The sequence below is a fragment of the Enterobacter cloacae complex sp. 277I4 genome, assembly GCF_050031465.1.
In the GTDB taxonomy this organism is placed as follows: domain Bacteria; phylum Pseudomonadota; class Gammaproteobacteria; order Enterobacterales; family Enterobacteriaceae; genus Enterobacter; species Enterobacter cloacae.
Genome location: NZ_JBLGWC010000001.1, coordinates 4,361,788 through 4,377,740, shown reverse-complemented (window position 1 = coordinate 4,377,740; position 15,953 = coordinate 4,361,788). Strand labels below are relative to the sequence as shown.

The window sequence follows — 15,953 nt, the reverse complement described above, 5'->3', positions numbered from 1 at the left end:
TTTAAACCATCCCTGTTATTTCCCTGACCCTGTCGCCGATGCGACGGGGATTTCTTTTATTTGTTTTCCCATTATGAGGAGTCTGCTTATGACCCGTCTGGCTTCGCGCTTTGGCGCAGCAAACCTTATCCGTCGCGACCGCCCGTTAACCCGTGAGGAGCTGTTTCGCGTGGTGCCCAGTGTGTTCAGCGAGGACAAACATGAATCCCGCAGTGAGCGTTATACCTATATACCTACCATCTCCCTGCTCGACAGCCTACAGCGAGAAGGCTTCCAGCCATTCTTTGCCTGTCAGACCCGCGTGCGTGACCCCGGTCGTCGTGAACATACAAAGCATATGCTGCGTCTGCGGCGTGAGGGGCAGATTACCGGTAAACAGGTACCAGAAATTATCCTGCTCAACTCCCACGATGGCACTAGTTCGTATCAGATGTTGCCGGGACTATTTCGTGCGGTTTGTCAGAACGGGCTCGTCTGCGGTGAGTCGTTTGGCGAGGTGCGGGTGCCACACAAGGGGGACGTGGTGAGTCAGGTGATTGAAGGCGCGTATGAGGTGCTGGGGATTTTTGACCGGGTGGAGGAGAAACGGGATGCCATGCAGTCGTTGCTGTTGCCACCACCTGCGCAGCAGGCACTGGCAAAAGCCGCCCTCACATACCGCTTTGGTGAAGACCACCAGCCGGTGACTGAATCGCAGATCCTCTCCCCTCGCCGCTGGCAGGATGAGAGCAATGACCTGTGGACCACGTACCAGCGTATTCAGGAGAACCTGATTAAGGGCGGGCTCAGTGGCCGTAATGCCAAAGGAGGACGGTCACATACCCGTGCCGTTCGCGGTATCGACGGGGACGTGAAACTTAACCGGGCACTGTGGGTGATGGCGGAAGCCCTGCTCACGCAACTGCAGTGACCGTTTAATGTTGCTGCTTTGTTAATATCGGACACCACCTGTCCGCATCGCACCGTGCTGACGGTCCTCACTCACCGAGGGAAGGCCTGTAACCCCCGCTGCCTCTGGCTTTTGCAGAAATGAAAAATAGTTTCTGTGGTGTCCATACCCTGTCCGACCCCCTCTTTAAAGTAATCACATCATTTTCAGTCAGTTAACTTTCACGGAGAACGTCTCATGACACAGGCAGAACGCCGCCATGACCGGCTGGCTGTCAGGCTGTCACTGATAATCAGCCGTCTGGTGGCAGGGGAAACGCTGAGTGTGCGTAAGCTTGCCGCTGAGTTTGGTGTGTCGGTGCGCACGCTGCGGCGTGATTTTCGTGAGCGGCTGATGTATCTGGACCTGGAGTATCAGTCCGGATATTGCCGCTTACGCACTGCGGGCAGTGAGACGCAGATGGTGCCCGACGTGCTTATCTTTGCCCACCGCAGCGGGATGGCCGGTCTTTTCCCTGGCTTTGACCGTCGTCTGGTAAACGCACTGCTGATGTGCGATGAGTCTCCCTGCGTAATCGCACCCGCCAGTCCGGCTCCTTCGCCATCAGGCGCATTGTCTTTCTGGCGACTGATTCAGGCTATTACCGGGCGCAGGCGGGTGACGCTAATTGCCTAGGGGCAGCGCTGTGAGCGGCTGCCTCCCTGTCGGTTACTCATCCACCAGCAGGCCTGGTATCTGGTGGCAGAGCACGACGGACATATCGCCGTATTCACCCTGGATGAAATCCATCTGGTTCAGCCCTTGCAAGAGACTTTTCGCCGCAACGACAGTCTGTGCAGTCTGGTTGAAGACCCGGTGTTTATTCAGGCCTTACCCCATTTTCGCTTTATCCAGCAGTCACTGCTTGCGTTTATTCCGGCCGACAGCCCACCGGAATAGTGCAGGTCTATCTCAACTCATCCGCAGGGAGAGCCTATGCCATTCATTGCCATTATTGCCATTGTTGTCATCGTCATCATTCTGAACAAAACCGGGGTGTCCGACAGCCTCACGGCCCTGACCCTTGCGACGGTTGCTGCACTCTTGACGGGCGGAGGTGCAGCAGGGGCCGCCAGTGTCGCGCTGACACCGTTCGTCGGCGTGCCGGTGGGTATTTTCGTGGGCATTTATGTCTTTGCCAAAGTGGTTCGTCTCATTTCAGGAAAAAAATAATGAAACGTAAAACACTGCCTCTGCTGGCGCTGGTTGCCACCACGCTGTTGCTAAGCGCCTGCGATGACAGAAGTGATGGCCTGAAGGCCATCAGCAAATTTAAGGATCTCACCCCACCGCGTTTCAGTGATGTGGTTAGCCACCAGGATGATGTCAGCGAAGAATGGTCACAGGTTGACTACGTATCCGGTCCCACCTTGCAGGTTTTACGTACCCGCCAGTCGCCCGATGGCTGCGAGGGTGGCAGTTACTACTACCTCGTGGATATGCAGGAAAAAACCGTCCAGCCACTGATGAATGCGCTGTGTATTGCCGATAACATCAAACTGGAATACCAGGAGGTGACGGACCCGTATACCAAAGAAAGATACTTTGAGTACGCCCATGACGGCAAACTGATGGGGCGACTGCTGATACCCTCAAACCCTGAGAACCAGGAATAAAACAACGACAAAGGAGACAGGAATGACAATACGTTCACTAAGTCGATTTATGCTGGCGGGTGTACTGCTCGCGAGCTTTAATGCCTCTGCGATCCCGGGGTTCTGGCAGCAGGGTTACGGTCAGGGCAATACGGAATACAGTGTGACCGAAGCCAGCGGGAAGACGTTTACCATCAACTGCACAGGGAACCCGGACCAGAATGGTTTTTATCAGCATTCAGTCTTTCTTACCCTTGCCGATGACAAGATGGTCAGTTCGCACGATGACGGCACCACTATCACCGTAGTGATGGATCACCAGCAGTACATTATTCCGTCCAGCCTGGGCTGGCGTAACGGCGATAACGCCTGGTTTGACTTCATCAGCAATATCTCTGAGGCCGGGCAGTTTGACGTTTACGTCAATGACCGTAAAGCGGGGACTTTCACTGTGGACCTGAAGAACGCAGAGAAAGTTCTACCCACTCCCGGAGACTGCAGTAACGACTGATAGCTGTTCCTTCCTCAGCAAATCCCCCCCCCGACAGCCAGCAGGCTGCCGGGGTTTTCTTTTATCAGGAGCCCGAAAATGTCCCGACCGGTATTCTTTACATTATAAGAATGAGCTTTGACCCGTTAAACTAACAGCACGGATCGGACATAAATCAAGATCAATAAGGCCTACATTGAGCGTGAAGCGGAAGTTAAATGGTTAGACGTTAGCATCGACTTACAGAGGTCTAACCCAATGCGGCAGCTTTATATTTGTAAGATGCTCTTCCTCAACGACAAACGCTAGGCTGTAACGGGCTCGGGTAATGGCCACGTACAGCTTGTTTCTAGATTCCTCCGTTTTATCTTTATCGAACACGCCAAGGTCACCACCCAGATACTTGAGATGTTTCTCCGGTGAAATAATTAGTACGCGGTCGAAACCGAGACCTTTACAGGAGCCGAAGGTGTGACAGGTGAGACCTGGTGGCAAATAGCCTTTTCCCATGGGCGATGACCATCGCAAAACTTGAGGTTTGAATATATCGAGATAATCGTTCACCTGAGATGGTTTTATGAGAAAACAACCGCAGTGATGGGCCATCTCAGCAGGAACTTCTCCCACCTCTGATTGCGTTTGTTCATAAATACCGGGATGAATGGTATCCGCGAGATCGCAGATTTCCTGGATACATCTGCGATTCTTCGCCAGCGAGAACGGACTAAAATTGAGGTCTTTGAAGTATTGAATCTTTTGCTCAGGTGTTTCCGGTGCCTTGTGGCCGAACGTGGTCGTGTAAATAGTTTGACGAAAATCGCCTACACAGCAAATAGAGTTATGCATTGCCTTACTGAGTGCTTTGATAACGTCAAAATCCCATCCAACCAAATCCTGAACCTCATCAAAAAAGATCCTCTGATAAATCTCTTTCAATCTGCTAGCGGGGGCATTCTTTGTTGAAGCGGAGATTCTTGTTGCCAGCTTCGCCAGCAGCCCAGTGTAAGCTTTGGTTTTGCACGGCGTCAGATAATGAAGAGGATTCAGCGCCCCATTAATTTTTTCCCCTCTTTTGGGATGCCATTTCCTCGTACCAGGTATCAGGTGAGGGTTATGCTCGGTGAACATTGTAGAAGTGATTCGCTCTGGAAACATGGCCGTTTGATATGGTCTTACTAAGTCTTCTAGGTAAAATGAAAACAGGCCTTTCACAACAAAATCATCGCTGTGTTTGCCGTACAATTCCACAAAGCGAGAACGGAGCTCTGCCTGGTTGTTCATGGTGTAGGTGACGACCAATACGCGTCCGCCCGCCTTTATGACTTCAATGGCATCCTCAATGACTTTTTGGGTTTTTCCTGATCCTGCACCGGCAATCCAGAATTCATTAGGCAAAGTCGAACACCTCATCGAGGAAAGGTGGATACCTGAAATTCAGAGTGCCATCGAACAGCTTGATAGCTGAGTCGACCTTGCGAGCGCCCTTACCGTTTCCCTGGACGCTTCGAAACCAGTCGATCAGAAAGTCGCGTCGCTTATCTAAGTCGACTACTTTATCGTAGAGGTTAAACGTCTGTGTCGATAACACCACTTTGGCGAAAGCGTCCAGCGTAACCAAGTCGGTTGCATTGGCATATATCATCGCGGGTTCAAGCGAAAACTCCTCATTTTTGGCAGAGGAGATAAGTTTGATATTGGGATAGGCCGCATAATCGGCACGCACTTTCACGACGTTTTCATCATAGTCGCCATCGTTATCTCTGAGGACGTTAATCCGAGTACCAATTTCCATACCTACGGAGATGAACGTATCAAACCCGACTCCGCGCACGACGATGATATCAATACCATCCTGCTCGGGCAGGCGGTTATGCTTGCGGTGGTAAATCTTCTTGAGTACTAACTCGTCTGACGGTCCCTCGACAAGGATGACTTTGTGCGACAGTGCCACGCGCAATGTGTCATAGCCCGGTAAGCGCTTTAAGGTTTTGACCACTGCAGGGGCAAGCTTATGCAGACGTTTGTATCCCGACTGAACCAAGCAGATTTTATCAATGCTCAGCTTGTTGAGCACATACGAGCTGTGAGTGGTAAGGAAGAGTTGTTTGTCTCCCCGCTGATTTTCAATGTAGTGAACCAGCTTATTGAGGTTAGTGTGAGAAAGGTGATTTTCGGGCTCCTCCATCATCACCAAATCGATATCCTTCGACTTGTTCTGAATCGCGAGCTTGATCTGCACATTACTCTGCTCACCCTTGCCAATGAACTGGAAAGGGACATCATCTACTTCAAGTTGAAGGCTGGTCTGAATAGATCCCGCTGGTAAAGTGCTTGCGGCAATGGACAGCTTTTTTTCTGTGATCAAGTGGTCCGTATCCAGACCGGTGTTGACTGTCCTGACCTCACCTGAGTTGTTAAAAACCTGCTGATTCTCACGATAATTGAGGGTCAGCTTAACCAGTTCCTCTTTCTTTAAAGCGGTATTAAGTATGGTAGAGATGTACTGATTCTTACCCAGAGTGGGGTGGATACGAGTTGGGTCGATGTATAACGCCCTGAATTTCTTCGCTACGGCTTTAACAGGATTCCATCCGAAATCCAGCCATTCCAGCTTGTAGAATTCGATCGGGATACTCGTAATGTGTGGGTTTGTCAGTAAGTGGTCGGCGTAAACGTCCTTGAGTGTGTCATCAAAGCGCACCAGCACCGTGATCCCTTGAGCATCGGCTTTAAGGAAATTATTTGTACCCCGGTATTCAGGAACCCCCTCAATGAATGCCTCTATTGCCAAGACAGGTAAGTGCGTGGCCGATTTATCAGAAGCCAAAAAAAGCTGCACTGCATCCTTATTAAAAATGTCTGGCGTAAACTCGCTGTTGAAGGGGCGGCCCCGATAGCTGTAATTCAGTACGATTTCCAGGGCTTCCAGAATAGTACTTTTACCGGCGTTGTTATCACCTACAAAGATATTTACGTCATCGTTGAATTCAAAATGTTCATCTTTGAATTTCTTGAAATTGGTAAGCTTAATCGATTTAACCCGCACTCTAATTCCCTCAAGATACTGTCAAATGATACCCCTTAAAGACATTAACTCACCGATATACCTGTGTCCACATGCAGGCTCGTTGTCCCCTTAAATCCTGCAGGCACTGAAGGGGTGGTCTACATCAATAGGCCAAGATATGAGAGCTGTTCTTGGACAACTTAAAGTCTGCTATTTGGCATAGAACGGTCTATCAGCATTATAAAAGTTTTCAGGTATATATCATTCCTCTGAATAGACCCGATTAGCGGCAGAATCTCACGATTCTGCCGCTTTTTTATTATTTTTCAGAGGAGTAGTAATGAACAATGCTGAAAGTTTGAAGCCGTTTCCCTAATCGCTTGCTGATATACCACAGTAGGTATCAGCTAATTGCGCAGCATGGCTACTGATTCCTGCCAGTATCACCGACTTTAACATTAAAGACGACCAAGGCGGTCACATCTGCCTGATAGATACTGATACCGAAGATCTGATAGTTGTCTGGCATGGAACTTTGAACCCGATGCTGGTGAAGGTCTTAACCGCTACATCCGCACCTCTGGCATCCGTACAGGCAACTCCACCCGCTGACCGCGAAGCATTTACCCGCAACATTTCACCTCCCCGAACACACTTTATATCCCCATACGCCAGCCATCGCCGCTGGCGTTTTTATTGACGGAGACATACCCATGACAACACAGACGCAGTACGATCTCGCACCCGCTAACCAACCCGAATTTGAACTGACCGTCACGCCAGTTCCCGATGAACAGCGCATCGATTTCTGGCCTCAGCATTTTGGCACTATCCCACAGTGGATAACCCTGGAGCCCCGTATTTTTGCCTGGATGGAGCGTTTCTGTGCGACCTACAGTGGCGGTATCTGGTCATTCTGCACCCTGAGTAACGGTGGCGCATTTATGGCCCCAGAGCCTGAAGGTGACGATAAGTGGCATCTGTTCAACGGCATGAACGGTAACGATGCACAAATGAGTGCGGAAGCCGCAGGTATTGCTGTCTGCCTGATTGAATATAGCCATCACGCCTGCCGTACCGAATGCGATGCCATGACGGAGCACTATTACCGTCTGCGGGACTATGCCCTGCAGCATCCTGAAGCCCACGCCATTCTGCGCATCATCGACTGACCGAAGGAGCAACGAATGAAACAGCTTTCCTTTTTACCCGGCGAGATGACGCCACAGGACCGGCGTCTCATTCAGCGGGCGCTCAGGGCGCTGGACCGGCACCTGCATGAACCCGGGGTGGCCTTCACCTCCTCACACGCTGTCCGTGAATGGCTGAGACTGCATATGGCCGCACTTGAGCGGGAAGAGTTCCGGGCGTTGTATCTGGACAACCAGAATCAGTTGATTGCCCATGAAACGCTCTTCACCGGCACGATTAACCGTACTGAGGTGCATCCCCGGGAAGTGGTCAAACGTGCTCTGCACTTCAATGCCGCAGCAGTAATACTGGCGCATAACCATCCTTCCGGCGAGACGACACCCAGCCAGGCCGATAAAACCCTCACGCAGCGACTGGTGCAGGTGCTTCAGTTGGTGGATATCCGCGTTCCTGACCACCTGATTGTCGGCGGCAGGCAAATCTATTCGTTCGCAGAACACGGTCTGCTGTGAGGTATGACATGAAAATTATCAGTAAACGCCGGGCAATGACGATATACCGCCAGCATCCTGAGTCCCGAATCTTTCGCTACTGCAGTGGAAAATATCAGTGGCACGGTAGCGTCTGTCATTACACCGGCAGGGACGTTCCGGATATCACCGGAGTCCTCGCGGTATACGCCGAACGCCGCCAGGACCGTAACGGGCCCTATACCTGCCTGATGAGCATCACCCTGAACTGACAATAAAAGGAGAGCCGCCATGACCCACATCATCTGGGGCCTGCAGCGGAATATCACGCCGCGCCTGGGAGCCCGTCTGGTACAGGAGGGCAACCGACTGCACTACCTGGCTGACCGGGCCAGCATCACCGGTATGTTCAGTGACGTCGAATGCCTGAAGCTGGATGACACATTCCAGCACTTTATCCGCCAGATGGAATCGATGCTGACCACCGGTGAACTCAGCCCCCAACATGCCCACTGCGTCACCCTGTACCACAACGGTTTTACCTGTGAAGCCGACACCCTTGGCAGTTGCGGCTACGTATACATCGCCATTTACCCCACTCAGCGTTAATTACCTTCACGAGAGCAAACATGAAAACTTTACCTGCAACAACTCTGCGGGTGGTGAAGCCCTGCCTGTCACCCGTGGCTATCTGGAAAATGTTACTGACACGCCTGCTGGAACAGCACTATGGTCTCACCCTCAACGACACACCGTTCAGTAAGGAACGTGTTATACAGGAACATATCGATGCCGGGATCTCGCTGGCTGATGCCGTGAATTTTCTGGTGGAAAAATACGAACTGGTGCGTATCGACAGGAAGGGGTTTAGCTGGCAGGAACAATCCCCTTATCTCCGGGCTGTAGACATTCTGCGAGCACGGCAGGCAACTGGCTTGTTGCGGCAAAGCCGTAAAAATTTGGTACGGTGAATATTACAGGCAGTGCTACTGGCTTTCATCACTATCCGGGGATGCTGGCAGCGAGATGAAGAGGGCAGGGTAGCAATTCCTTACCTGACCCATTACCTGACCCAAATTGCATCCAAAGAAAAAGGAGTTAGACGATTTCTCATCTAACTCCTTGTTTTATCTGGTGGCCCCTGTTGGGTTTGAACCAACGACCAAGCGATTATGAGTCGCCTGCTCTAACCACTGAGCTAAGGGGCCCTGGCGGTGGATTATAATGTAACTCCCCGCAGCAATCCAGCCATTCACACCCGCCTGCTGTTTTTATAAACAACGCATAATCAATCCTTTATACTTCCATGATGATGTATCAATCGGGAGTAAATATGATCAACGATATTCTGGCCCCGGGATTACGGGTGGTGTTCTGTGGGATCAACCCCGGTAAATCCTCGGCGCATACCGGTTTTCACTTTGCTCATCCGGGGAACCGCTTCTGGAAAGTGATCTACCAGGCCGGGTTTACCGACCGGTTACTCAAGCCTGAAGAGGAGCAGCATCTGCTGGATACGCGCTGCGGGATCACCATGCTGGTGGAGCGACCAACCGTGCAGGCAAGCGAAGTCAACCTGCATGAGCTGCGCACTGGCGGGCGGGAACTGATTAAGAAGATCGAAGACTACCAGCCTGCCGCGCTGGCGATTCTGGGGAAACAGGCCTATGAGCAGGCGTTCAGCCAGCGCGGGGTGAAATGGGGTAAACAGGCCATCACCATCGGCGTGACGCAGGTATGGGTGCTGCCAAACCCCAGCGGACTTAACAGGGCAACGCTGGATAAACTGGTGGAAGCTTACAGGGAGCTCGACGAGGCGCTGGTGGTGCGGGGGCTTTAGGGGGCTCTGCGGCCTGATTCCCTCACCCTGGCCCTCTCCCACAGGGAGAGGGCATAAACAAAAAAAAAGCTCCCGATTGGGAGCTTTTTGCTGTTTACCTGGATTAATCGTCCAGGAAGCTACGCAGTACTTCAGAGCGGCTCGGATGGCGCAGTTTACGCAGCGCCTTCGCTTCGATCTGACGGATACGTTCGCGGGTAACGTCAAACTGTTTACCCACTTCTTCCAGCGTGTGGTCGGTGTTCATATCGATACCGAAACGCATACGCAGTACTTTCGCTTCACGGGCGGTCAGGCCAGCCAGAACGTCGTGCGTGGCAGCACGCAGGCTCTCGGTGGTGGCAGAGTCCAGCGGCAGCTCGAGGGTGGTATCCTCGATGAAATCACCCAGATGCGAATCTTCATCATCACCGATTGGTGTTTCCATGGAGATTGGCTCTTTGGCGATCTTCAGCACTTTACGGATCTTGTCTTCCGGCATCAGCATGCGTTCAGCCAGCTCTTCCGGCGTCGGCTCGCGACCCATCTCCTGCAGCATCTGGCGGGAAATACGGTTGAGCTTGTTGATGGTCTCAATCATATGCACCGGAATACGGATGGTGCGCGCCTGATCCGCGATAGAGCGGGTAATTGCCTGACGGATCCACCAGGTCGCATAGGTGGAGAACTTGTAACCACGACGGTATTCAAACTTATCTACCGCTTTCATCAGACCGATGTTGCCTTCCTGAATCAGATCCAGGAACTGCAGACCGCGGTTGGTGTATTTCTTGGCGATAGAGATAACCAGACGTAAGTTTGCTTCAACCATCTCTTTCTTCGCACGGCGGGCTTTCGCTTCACCGATGGACATACGACGGTTGATGTCTTTGACCTGCTCGATGGTCAGGCCGGTCTCTTCTTCAATCTGCTGCAGCTTCTGCAGACCGCGATGCACGTCTTCTTTCACGTCGTGCAGTTTTTCAGACCATGGCTTGTTCATTGCGATAGCCGCGTTGAACCAGGTTTCGCTGGTTTCGTTGCCGGTGAAGAGGGTGATGAAGTTCTTCTTCGGCATTTTGCACTGCTCAACGCACAGCTTCATGATGATGCGTTCCTGGGTACGTACGCGATCCATCATCACGCGCATGCTGTTCACCAGGTAGTCGAACTGTTTTGGCACCAGGCGGAACTGTTTGAAGACTTCAGACAGTTTCAGGATCTCTTCCTGGGCAGCAGCGTGACTGCGACCTTTGGCTTTGATGGTGTCACGCGTCACTTCGTACTGGGTACGCAGTTCGGCGAACTTCTCACGTGCCAGTTCCGGGTCGATGCTGTTGTCATCATCGGCGCTGTCGTCGTCGCTCTCTTCTTCATCTTCGTCTTCGTCGTCATCCATCTCTTCCTGAGACAGTTCAGAACCGACGTGAGTGGCGGTTGGCGCCATATCTTCTTCAGCGTTCGGGTCGACAAAACCGGTGATCAGATCGGACAGACGCGCTTCTTCCGCTTCAACACGATCGTACTGCTCCAGCAGATAGGTGATCGCTTCCGGGTACTCAGCAACAGAGCACTGAACCTGGTTGATCCCGTCTTCGATGCGTTTTGCGATGTCAATTTCGCCTTCGCGGGTCAACAGTTCAACGGTACCCATTTCGCGCATGTACATGCGGACCGGGTCAGTGGTACGCCCGATTTCAGATTCCACGCTGGACAGTACCTGTGCAGCAGCTTCTTCCGCATCTTCGTCAGTGTTGTTGGAGGTTTCAGCCAGCAACAGATCATCGGCATCCGGTGCTTCTTCCATCACCTGAATGCCCATGTCATTGATCATTTGGATGATGTCTTCGATTTGATCTGAATCGACGATATCTTCCGGCAGATGGTCATTGACCTCGGCATAGGTCAGATAGCCTTGCTCCTTACCACGTTGGACAAGAAGTTTCAGCTGTGACTGCGGGTTTTGCTCCATAAGACGGTATCCACACTTAATTCGTTTGATTGGTGTCGGCGATGGTTTGCCAACCTTTAAAGCGAGGGCGTACTTATATTTTTGCCGCTGCCTCTCAGTGCGGCTGCCGGGGGCTTCCCGATCGATATTCGGCACTTAAGCCGTTAAATACTTTTGTCTTTTTGCTTATTTCTTCGCCAGTTCCTGGTTTATCATCCAGAGCTCCCGGCGTTCTTCGCTGCTCAAACCGTGCGTGCGCTCGCGAGCAATCAACTCTTCCTGGCGCAGCTCGAGCATCGAATCAAACATATGGTTGAGTGAGTCGGTGAACGTTTTTTCTGCAATGTCCTTATCTGCTATATCGTCCCACATCGACAATTTTTCAAGGGTAGCGGCCTCTTTTGTGCCGCGATAATGTTCTAAAAGTTGTCCGGTGGTCAGACCTGGCTGAGACAAACATGTGTTGACCAGTTCTGAAAATAAGCCAAGTCCGGGCAATTTTTCGTGGTTCAAACCCGCCAGCGATGGCACTTGCGGCGCAAGTTCGGGGTTTTGGACCAGTAACCCTATCAGTATACGCATGGTTGTGCGTTTTAGCTGAGGCGCGGGGCGAACCGTGCCGTTTTCAGCCTGTTTTGGCATTAAACGTTCAAGCTGGCTGTCATCCAGAATGCCGAGCTTGTTGCCTAACTCCTGACGCAGATAGATGCGCAGCGTTTCGCCGGGCACCTGGCTGATTAACGGCAGCGCCAGCGTGCTGAGCTGCGCGCGCCCGTCAGGGGTACTTAAATCAACCTGCGGCATCAGGCTGTTAAACAAGAACGTGGAGAGCGGCTGAGCCTGCTCCATCCGCGCTTCAAACGCCGCTTTGCCCTCTTTACGCACCAGCGTATCCGGGTCTTCACCGTCGGGCAGGAACATAAAGCGTAACTGCCGCCCGTCGGTCATATAAGGTAGCGCAGTTTCCAGCGCACGCCAGGCGGCATCGCGCCCTGCGCGGTCACCGTCGTAGCAGCAGATGACGTTGTTGGTCACCCGAAACAGCAGCTGAATATGATCGGCCGTGGTGGACGTGCCCAACGAGGCTACTGCGTAATTGATGTCATACTGCGCCAGCGCAACGACATCCATATACCCTTCGACGACGAGAAGGCGCGGAGGTTCCGCATTTGCCTGCTGCGCCTCATAAAGGCCGTAAAGCTGACGGCCCTTATGGAAAATGTCAGTTTCCGGGGAGTTGAGGTACTTGGGCAGGGCATCACCCAGCACGCGACCACCAAAACCAATCACCCGGCCACGCTTGTCGCGGATCGGGAACATCACCCGTTCGCGGAAGCGGTCGTAGCTTCGTCCCTGGTCGTTGGTGACCAGCATACCTGCGTCGATCAACGATTTACGATCTTCGCTATTGCCGCCAAAACGCTTTAACACGTTGTCCCAGCCGGGCGGGGCGTAACCAATAGCGAAACGCGCAATGACATCGTCGCTCAGTCCGCGCTTGTTCAGATACTGACGCGCAGGCTCAGCCGCAGAATGCTTAAGAGACTGTTGGTAAAACGAATTCAGGCCATCCATCAGTTGATACAGCGTTTGACGCTGATGGCGCTCTATCTGGCTTGGTCCACTGCCCGCTTCATACGGCACTTCAAGGTTGTGCATCGCCGCCAGCTCTTCGACGGTTTCAACAAACTCGAGCTTGTCGTAGTTCATTAAAAAATCGACGGCATTACCGTGTGCGCCACAGCCGAAGCAATGGTAAAACTGCTTTTCACCGTTGACGGTGAAGGAGGGGGTTTTTTCGTTATGGAAAGGACAGCACGCATGGTAGTTCTTGCCCTGCTTTTTCAGCTTTACCCGCGCGTCGATAAGATCGACGATGTCGGTTCTTGCCAGCAGGTCATTGATGAAAACGCGTGGGATTCGTCCGGCCATATGCCCCAAAAGTTTTTAGCAACTCATAAACGAAAACAAGCCGCGCATTCCTTCCGGAAGCACGGCCTTACGACTATTACTCTGTCTGTCAATTGAGGACTGTCGCCCTCAACGGATTAGTACAGACGAGTACGGCGTGCGTTTTCGCGAGCCAGTTTCTTCGCGTGACGTTTCACTGCAGAAGCTTTAGCGCGCTTACGTTCAGTCGTTGGTTTTTCATAGAACTCACGACGACGAACTTCAGCCAGAACACCTGCTTTCTCGCATGAACGTTTGAAGCGACGCAGTGCTACGTCGAACGGCTCGTTTTCACGTACTTTAATTACCGGCATGTAACTCTCACCTTTGATAAATTCGGTTTGCCGCTGGCATCAACGCCAGCTTATTTCAAAATGGTGCGGAATTTTACTGCAAATGCTGCTGCTTTGTAAAGCACCGACGCGTTTTTGAAAGGGACTTTTATAAGGGGGAAGAGTATACACGAGCGGATGTCCTGGGGCGAACAAAGTTTTACATCAACCCGCCCAGGCTCTACACTGCGCGGTACTGAAACGAGGTAAAACAAGTCATGCGTGTACTGGGTATTGAAACATCCTGCGATGAAACCGGCATCGCCATTTACGACGACGAAAAAGGGCTTCTGGCCAACCAACTGTATAGTCAGGTGAAATTGCATGCTGACTACGGCGGCGTCGTGCCTGAACTGGCCTCTCGTGACCACGTGCGTAAAACGGTTCCCCTGATTCAGGCGGCGCTGAAAGAGGCCGGATTGAGCTCAACTGATATTGATGCCGTCGCCTACACGGCAGGCCCGGGTCTGGTCGGCGCGCTGCTGGTCGGTGCGACGGTGGGCCGTTCCCTGGCCTTCGCGTGGGATGTTCCTGCCATTCCGGTTCACCATATGGAAGGGCATCTTCTGGCACCGATGCTGGAAGAGAATCCGCCCGAATTCCCGTTTGTGGCGCTGCTGGTCTCTGGCGGCCATACCCAGCTGATTAGCGTGACGGGTATTGGCAAGTATGAGCTGCTGGGCGAGTCGATTGATGACGCTGCCGGAGAAGCCTTCGACAAAACCGCTAAGCTGCTGGGTCTGGATTACCCGGGCGGCCCGATGCTCTCGAAAATGGCGTCGCAGGGCACGGAAGGGCGTTTTGTCTTCCCGCGTCCAATGACCGACCGTCCGGGGCTGGATTTCAGCTTCTCCGGCCTGAAAACCTTCGCCGCCAATACCATCCGCAATAACGATGACAGCGAGCAGACCCGTGCGGACATCGCTCGCGCATTCGAAGATGCGGTGGTCGATACGCTGATGATCAAGTGTAAACGCGCGCTGGATCAGACCGGCTTTAAGCGCCTGGTGATGGCGGGTGGCGTCAGCGCTAACCGTACGCTGCGTGCGAAGCTGGCGGAGATGATGCAAAAGCGTCGCGGGGAAGTGTTTTATGCGCGCCCGGAATTCTGTACTGATAACGGGGCGATGATCGCCTACGCCGGGATGGTGCGCCTGAACGCTGGCGCAACGGCGGATCTGAGCGTCTCCGTACGTCCACGCTGGCCGCTGGCAGAGCTGCCGGAAGCTTGATCGACGCTCCCGTCTTAGCGGCGGGGGACGTTTACATCCCGATCTCAAACATCTGGTTCTTGATGATCAAAGAGTAAAGCTGGCAGTCGTTTTGTACGTCCAGCTTTTCCATCGCCCGGACCTTATGTGCGCTGACCGTTTTGATGCTTAAATGCATAAACTGTGCAATCTCCTTCAAATTTAACCCCTTACATATCAGGCGCAGCACGTCAATTTCCCGCGGAGAGAGTTTCTCCACGTCCGTCTTTTCATGACGGAAAAGCATATTCACCAGCTGGTTTTCGATATAAATCTCGCCTTTCAGGACCGTGGTAATCGCCTGGCTTAAGGTTTTCTCGTTGATATCACGTGATAAGTACGCTCTGACTCCTTCCTTTAGCGCCTGACGGATAAGCGTGGCGTTTGCATAAGGCGAGAGCAAGATAATATTAAGCGCAGGATAGGTCTGTTTAAGCCATCTCAAGAGCTTCAGCCCGTCCATTCCCCCGAGCGGAGGGCGGCTGAGGCTGGTTGTCAGCGAATAGCCAAGTATAGCGATATCCGGATTATGCTGGCCAAGAAGCGACTGAAGTTCAGCGGAGGCCGCTGCCTCACCGATCAGAACGCACCTCTGATCCATGCCAACGGCGGGTAACGAGAGGGACTGCATCATGGAGGATAAGCCGCGTCGAATTAACGAGGATTCTTCAGCGATAACGATTTTAATGTCCATAATGATGCGTCGTATTAACCCTTTCATGAAATGGCGGGGCCAACGGCGGTTGGAGCACCTCGCAAGATATAATGTTATTAAAATTCATTTTGCGGTAAAGTCGCAGCAGCAACGAGAATATTTTTAACGCCGACGGCTCTTGATTATTTCATAATGATTAAGCTTTACGTTTTCTGTATCTAAGTGTATCGTCGCATTGCGAAATATAAATTAATGCAGTGTGGAATTTTCTTAATTATTTAGAGAAAACTCTGTTCATCAGAGTAGGCCACTCTTATTCTTCGCGGTCCGTGTGTCAGTGATACTGAAAAAGGA

17 protein-coding genes, 1 tRNA gene and 2 pseudogenes are annotated in these 15,953 nt (G+C 52.2%); 13 read left to right on the top strand and 7 right to left on the bottom strand.

Annotated features, from left to right (window positions below; translation table 11 throughout):
- The first annotated feature begins 88 nt into the window (after positions 1 to 88).
- The 5 genes and pseudogenes from ACQG19_RS21290 (at position 89) to ykfB (ending at position 3,034) form a co-directional block, all read left to right on the top strand.
- Positions 89 to 910 carry a DUF932 domain-containing protein gene (locus ACQG19_RS21290; protein ID WP_000197389.1) on the top strand — a complete coding sequence of 274 codons (822 nt, stop codon included), beginning with the start codon at positions 89 to 91 and terminating at the stop codon, positions 908 to 910.
- 216 nt (positions 911 to 1,126) lie between these two features.
- A pseudogene (locus ACQG19_RS21285) lies at positions 1,127 to 1,828 on the top strand (WYL domain-containing protein).
- Positions 1,829 to 1,864: 36 nt separating this feature from the next.
- Positions 1,865 to 2,101, top strand: a complete 237-nt coding sequence (gene ypjK / locus ACQG19_RS21280) for a protein YpjK (RefSeq protein WP_001115854.1) — start codon at positions 1,865 to 1,867, stop codon at positions 2,099 to 2,101.
- A complete protein-coding gene (locus ACQG19_RS21275) occupies positions 2,101 to 2,544 on the top strand; it encodes a YfjS/YafY family lipoprotein (RefSeq protein ID WP_058673475.1) in 444 nt (147 codons plus the stop codon). Before ypjK ends, ACQG19_RS21275 begins: the two co-directional genes overlap by 1 nt.
- A gap of 22 nt (positions 2,545 to 2,566) precedes the next feature.
- On the top strand, positions 2,567 to 3,034 hold the full coding sequence (gene ykfB / locus ACQG19_RS21270) for a protein YkfB (RefSeq protein ID WP_058673476.1): 468 nt from the start codon (positions 2,567 to 2,569) through the stop codon (positions 3,032 to 3,034).
- Positions 3,035 to 3,253: 219 nt separating this feature from the next.
- Here the strand turns inward: ykfB and ACQG19_RS21265 are convergent, their stop codons facing one another.
- Together ACQG19_RS21265 and ACQG19_RS21260 are read right to left on the bottom strand one after the other, a co-directional pair.
- Complete coding sequence (locus tag ACQG19_RS21265; protein WP_045268636.1) at positions 3,254 to 4,408, bottom strand: UvrD-helicase domain-containing protein; 1,155 nt, start codon at positions 4,406 to 4,408, stop codon at positions 3,254 to 3,256.
- Positions 4,401 to 6,059 carry an ATP-dependent nuclease gene (locus tag ACQG19_RS21260; RefSeq protein WP_045268637.1) on the bottom strand — a complete coding sequence of 553 codons (1,659 nt, stop codon included), beginning with the start codon at positions 6,057 to 6,059 and terminating at the stop codon, positions 4,401 to 4,403. Before ACQG19_RS21260 ends, ACQG19_RS21265 begins: the two co-directional genes overlap by 8 nt.
- 388 nt (positions 6,060 to 6,447) lie before the next feature.
- Between ACQG19_RS21260 and ACQG19_RS21255 the strand changes: the two are divergent.
- From ACQG19_RS21255 to ACQG19_RS21230, 6 genes and pseudogenes are all read left to right on the top strand, one after another.
- Positions 6,448 to 6,632 (top strand): annotated as a pseudogene (locus ACQG19_RS21255) (DUF905 family protein).
- Between the two features lie 101 nt (positions 6,633 to 6,733).
- Complete coding sequence (locus tag ACQG19_RS21250; RefSeq protein ID WP_045268638.1) at positions 6,734 to 7,192, top strand: antirestriction protein; 459 nt, start codon at positions 6,734 to 6,736, stop codon at positions 7,190 to 7,192.
- Positions 7,193 to 7,207: 15 nt separating this feature from the next.
- Positions 7,208 to 7,684, top strand: a complete 477-nt coding sequence (locus ACQG19_RS21245) for a JAB domain-containing protein (protein ID WP_058673375.1) — start codon at positions 7,208 to 7,210, stop codon at positions 7,682 to 7,684.
- Between the two features lie 8 nt (positions 7,685 to 7,692).
- Positions 7,693 to 7,914: a DUF987 domain-containing protein gene (locus ACQG19_RS21240; protein ID WP_007893437.1), complete on the top strand. Its 222-nt coding sequence runs from the start codon at positions 7,693 to 7,695 to the stop codon at positions 7,912 to 7,914.
- Between the two features lie 19 nt (positions 7,915 to 7,933).
- On the top strand, positions 7,934 to 8,251 hold the full coding sequence (locus ACQG19_RS21235) for a type IV toxin-antitoxin system YeeU family antitoxin (protein WP_045268640.1): 318 nt from the start codon (positions 7,934 to 7,936) through the stop codon (positions 8,249 to 8,251).
- Between the two features lie 20 nt (positions 8,252 to 8,271).
- Complete coding sequence (locus ACQG19_RS21230; protein WP_045268641.1) at positions 8,272 to 8,613, top strand: TA system toxin CbtA family protein; 342 nt, start codon at positions 8,272 to 8,274, stop codon at positions 8,611 to 8,613.
- Between the two features lie 161 nt (positions 8,614 to 8,774).
- On the opposite strand, the gene ACQG19_RS21225 is transcribed toward ACQG19_RS21230, so the two are convergent.
- Positions 8,775 to 8,850 (bottom strand) — tRNA-Ile (locus ACQG19_RS21225).
- Positions 8,851 to 8,975: 125 nt separating this feature from the next.
- Between ACQG19_RS21225 and mug the strand changes: the two genes are divergently transcribed.
- Positions 8,976 to 9,482 carry a G/U mismatch-specific DNA glycosylase gene (gene mug, locus ACQG19_RS21220; RefSeq protein WP_020689452.1) on the top strand — a complete coding sequence of 169 codons (507 nt, stop codon included), beginning with the start codon at positions 8,976 to 8,978 and terminating at the stop codon, positions 9,480 to 9,482.
- Positions 9,483 to 9,585: 103 nt separating this feature from the next.
- Here mug and rpoD read toward each other — a convergent pair whose 3' ends face one another.
- The 3 genes from rpoD to rpsU form a co-directional block, all read right to left on the bottom strand.
- Positions 9,586 to 11,433: an RNA polymerase sigma factor RpoD gene (gene rpoD, locus ACQG19_RS21215; RefSeq protein ID WP_013098777.1), complete on the bottom strand. Its 1,848-nt coding sequence runs from the start codon at positions 11,431 to 11,433 to the stop codon at positions 9,586 to 9,588.
- A gap of 165 nt (positions 11,434 to 11,598) precedes the next feature.
- Complete coding sequence (gene dnaG, locus ACQG19_RS21210; protein ID WP_014833324.1) at positions 11,599 to 13,344, bottom strand: DNA primase; 1,746 nt, start codon at positions 13,342 to 13,344, stop codon at positions 11,599 to 11,601.
- A gap of 116 nt (positions 13,345 to 13,460) precedes the next feature.
- Positions 13,461 to 13,676, bottom strand: coding sequence for a 30S ribosomal protein S21 (rpsU, locus tag ACQG19_RS21205; protein ID WP_001144069.1), 216 nt, complete (start codon positions 13,674 to 13,676; stop codon positions 13,461 to 13,463).
- Between the two features lie 236 nt (positions 13,677 to 13,912).
- On the opposite strand from rpsU, the gene tsaD reads away from it, so the two are divergent.
- Positions 13,913 to 14,926: a tRNA (adenosine(37)-N6)-threonylcarbamoyltransferase complex transferase subunit TsaD gene (gene tsaD, locus ACQG19_RS21200; protein ID WP_040021821.1), complete on the top strand. Its 1,014-nt coding sequence runs from the start codon at positions 13,913 to 13,915 to the stop codon at positions 14,924 to 14,926.
- A gap of 31 nt (positions 14,927 to 14,957) precedes the next feature.
- Here tsaD and ACQG19_RS21195 read toward each other — a convergent pair whose 3' ends face one another.
- On the bottom strand, positions 14,958 to 15,638 hold the full coding sequence (locus ACQG19_RS21195; RefSeq protein WP_029883055.1) for a LuxR C-terminal-related transcriptional regulator: 681 nt from the start codon (positions 15,636 to 15,638) through the stop codon (positions 14,958 to 14,960).
- Positions 15,639 to 15,953: the final 315 nt, after the last annotated feature.

What these genes read in the sequence shown, in the direction of transcription:
- ykfB (WP_058673476.1), top strand. Translation starts at nt 2,567, where the DNA reads ATGACAATACGTTCACTAAGTCGATTTATGCTGGCGGGTGTACTGCTC.
- ACQG19_RS21290 (WP_000197389.1), top strand. Translation starts at nt 89, where the DNA reads ATGACCCGTCTGGCTTCGCGCTTTGGCGCAGCAAACCTTATCCGTCGC.
- dnaG (WP_014833324.1), bottom strand. Translation starts at nt 13,344, where the DNA reads ATGGCCGGACGAATCCCACGCGTTTTCATCAATGACCTGCTGGCAAGA.
- ypjK (WP_001115854.1), top strand. Translation starts at nt 1,865, where the DNA reads ATGCCATTCATTGCCATTATTGCCATTGTTGTCATCGTCATCATTCTG.
- ACQG19_RS21195 (WP_029883055.1), bottom strand. Translation starts at nt 15,638, where the DNA reads ATGGACATTAAAATCGTTATCGCTGAAGAATCCTCGTTAATTCGACGC.
- rpoD (WP_013098777.1), bottom strand. Translation starts at nt 11,433, where the DNA reads ATGGAGCAAAACCCGCAGTCACAGCTGAAACTTCTTGTCCAACGTGGT.
- ACQG19_RS21245 (WP_058673375.1), top strand. Translation starts at nt 7,208, where the DNA reads ATGAAACAGCTTTCCTTTTTACCCGGCGAGATGACGCCACAGGACCGG.
- ACQG19_RS21230 (WP_045268641.1), top strand. Translation starts at nt 8,272, where the DNA reads ATGAAAACTTTACCTGCAACAACTCTGCGGGTGGTGAAGCCCTGCCTG.
- mug (WP_020689452.1), top strand. Translation starts at nt 8,976, where the DNA reads ATGATCAACGATATTCTGGCCCCGGGATTACGGGTGGTGTTCTGTGGG.
- rpsU (WP_001144069.1), bottom strand. Translation starts at nt 13,676, where the DNA reads ATGCCGGTAATTAAAGTACGTGAAAACGAGCCGTTCGACGTAGCACTG.
- ACQG19_RS21275 (WP_058673475.1), top strand. Translation starts at nt 2,101, where the DNA reads ATGAAACGTAAAACACTGCCTCTGCTGGCGCTGGTTGCCACCACGCTG.
- ACQG19_RS21235 (WP_045268640.1), top strand. Translation starts at nt 7,934, where the DNA reads ATGACCCACATCATCTGGGGCCTGCAGCGGAATATCACGCCGCGCCTG.
- ACQG19_RS21240 (WP_007893437.1), top strand. Translation starts at nt 7,693, where the DNA reads ATGAAAATTATCAGTAAACGCCGGGCAATGACGATATACCGCCAGCAT.
- ACQG19_RS21250 (WP_045268638.1), top strand. Translation starts at nt 6,734, where the DNA reads ATGACAACACAGACGCAGTACGATCTCGCACCCGCTAACCAACCCGAA.
- tsaD (WP_040021821.1), top strand. Translation starts at nt 13,913, where the DNA reads ATGCGTGTACTGGGTATTGAAACATCCTGCGATGAAACCGGCATCGCC.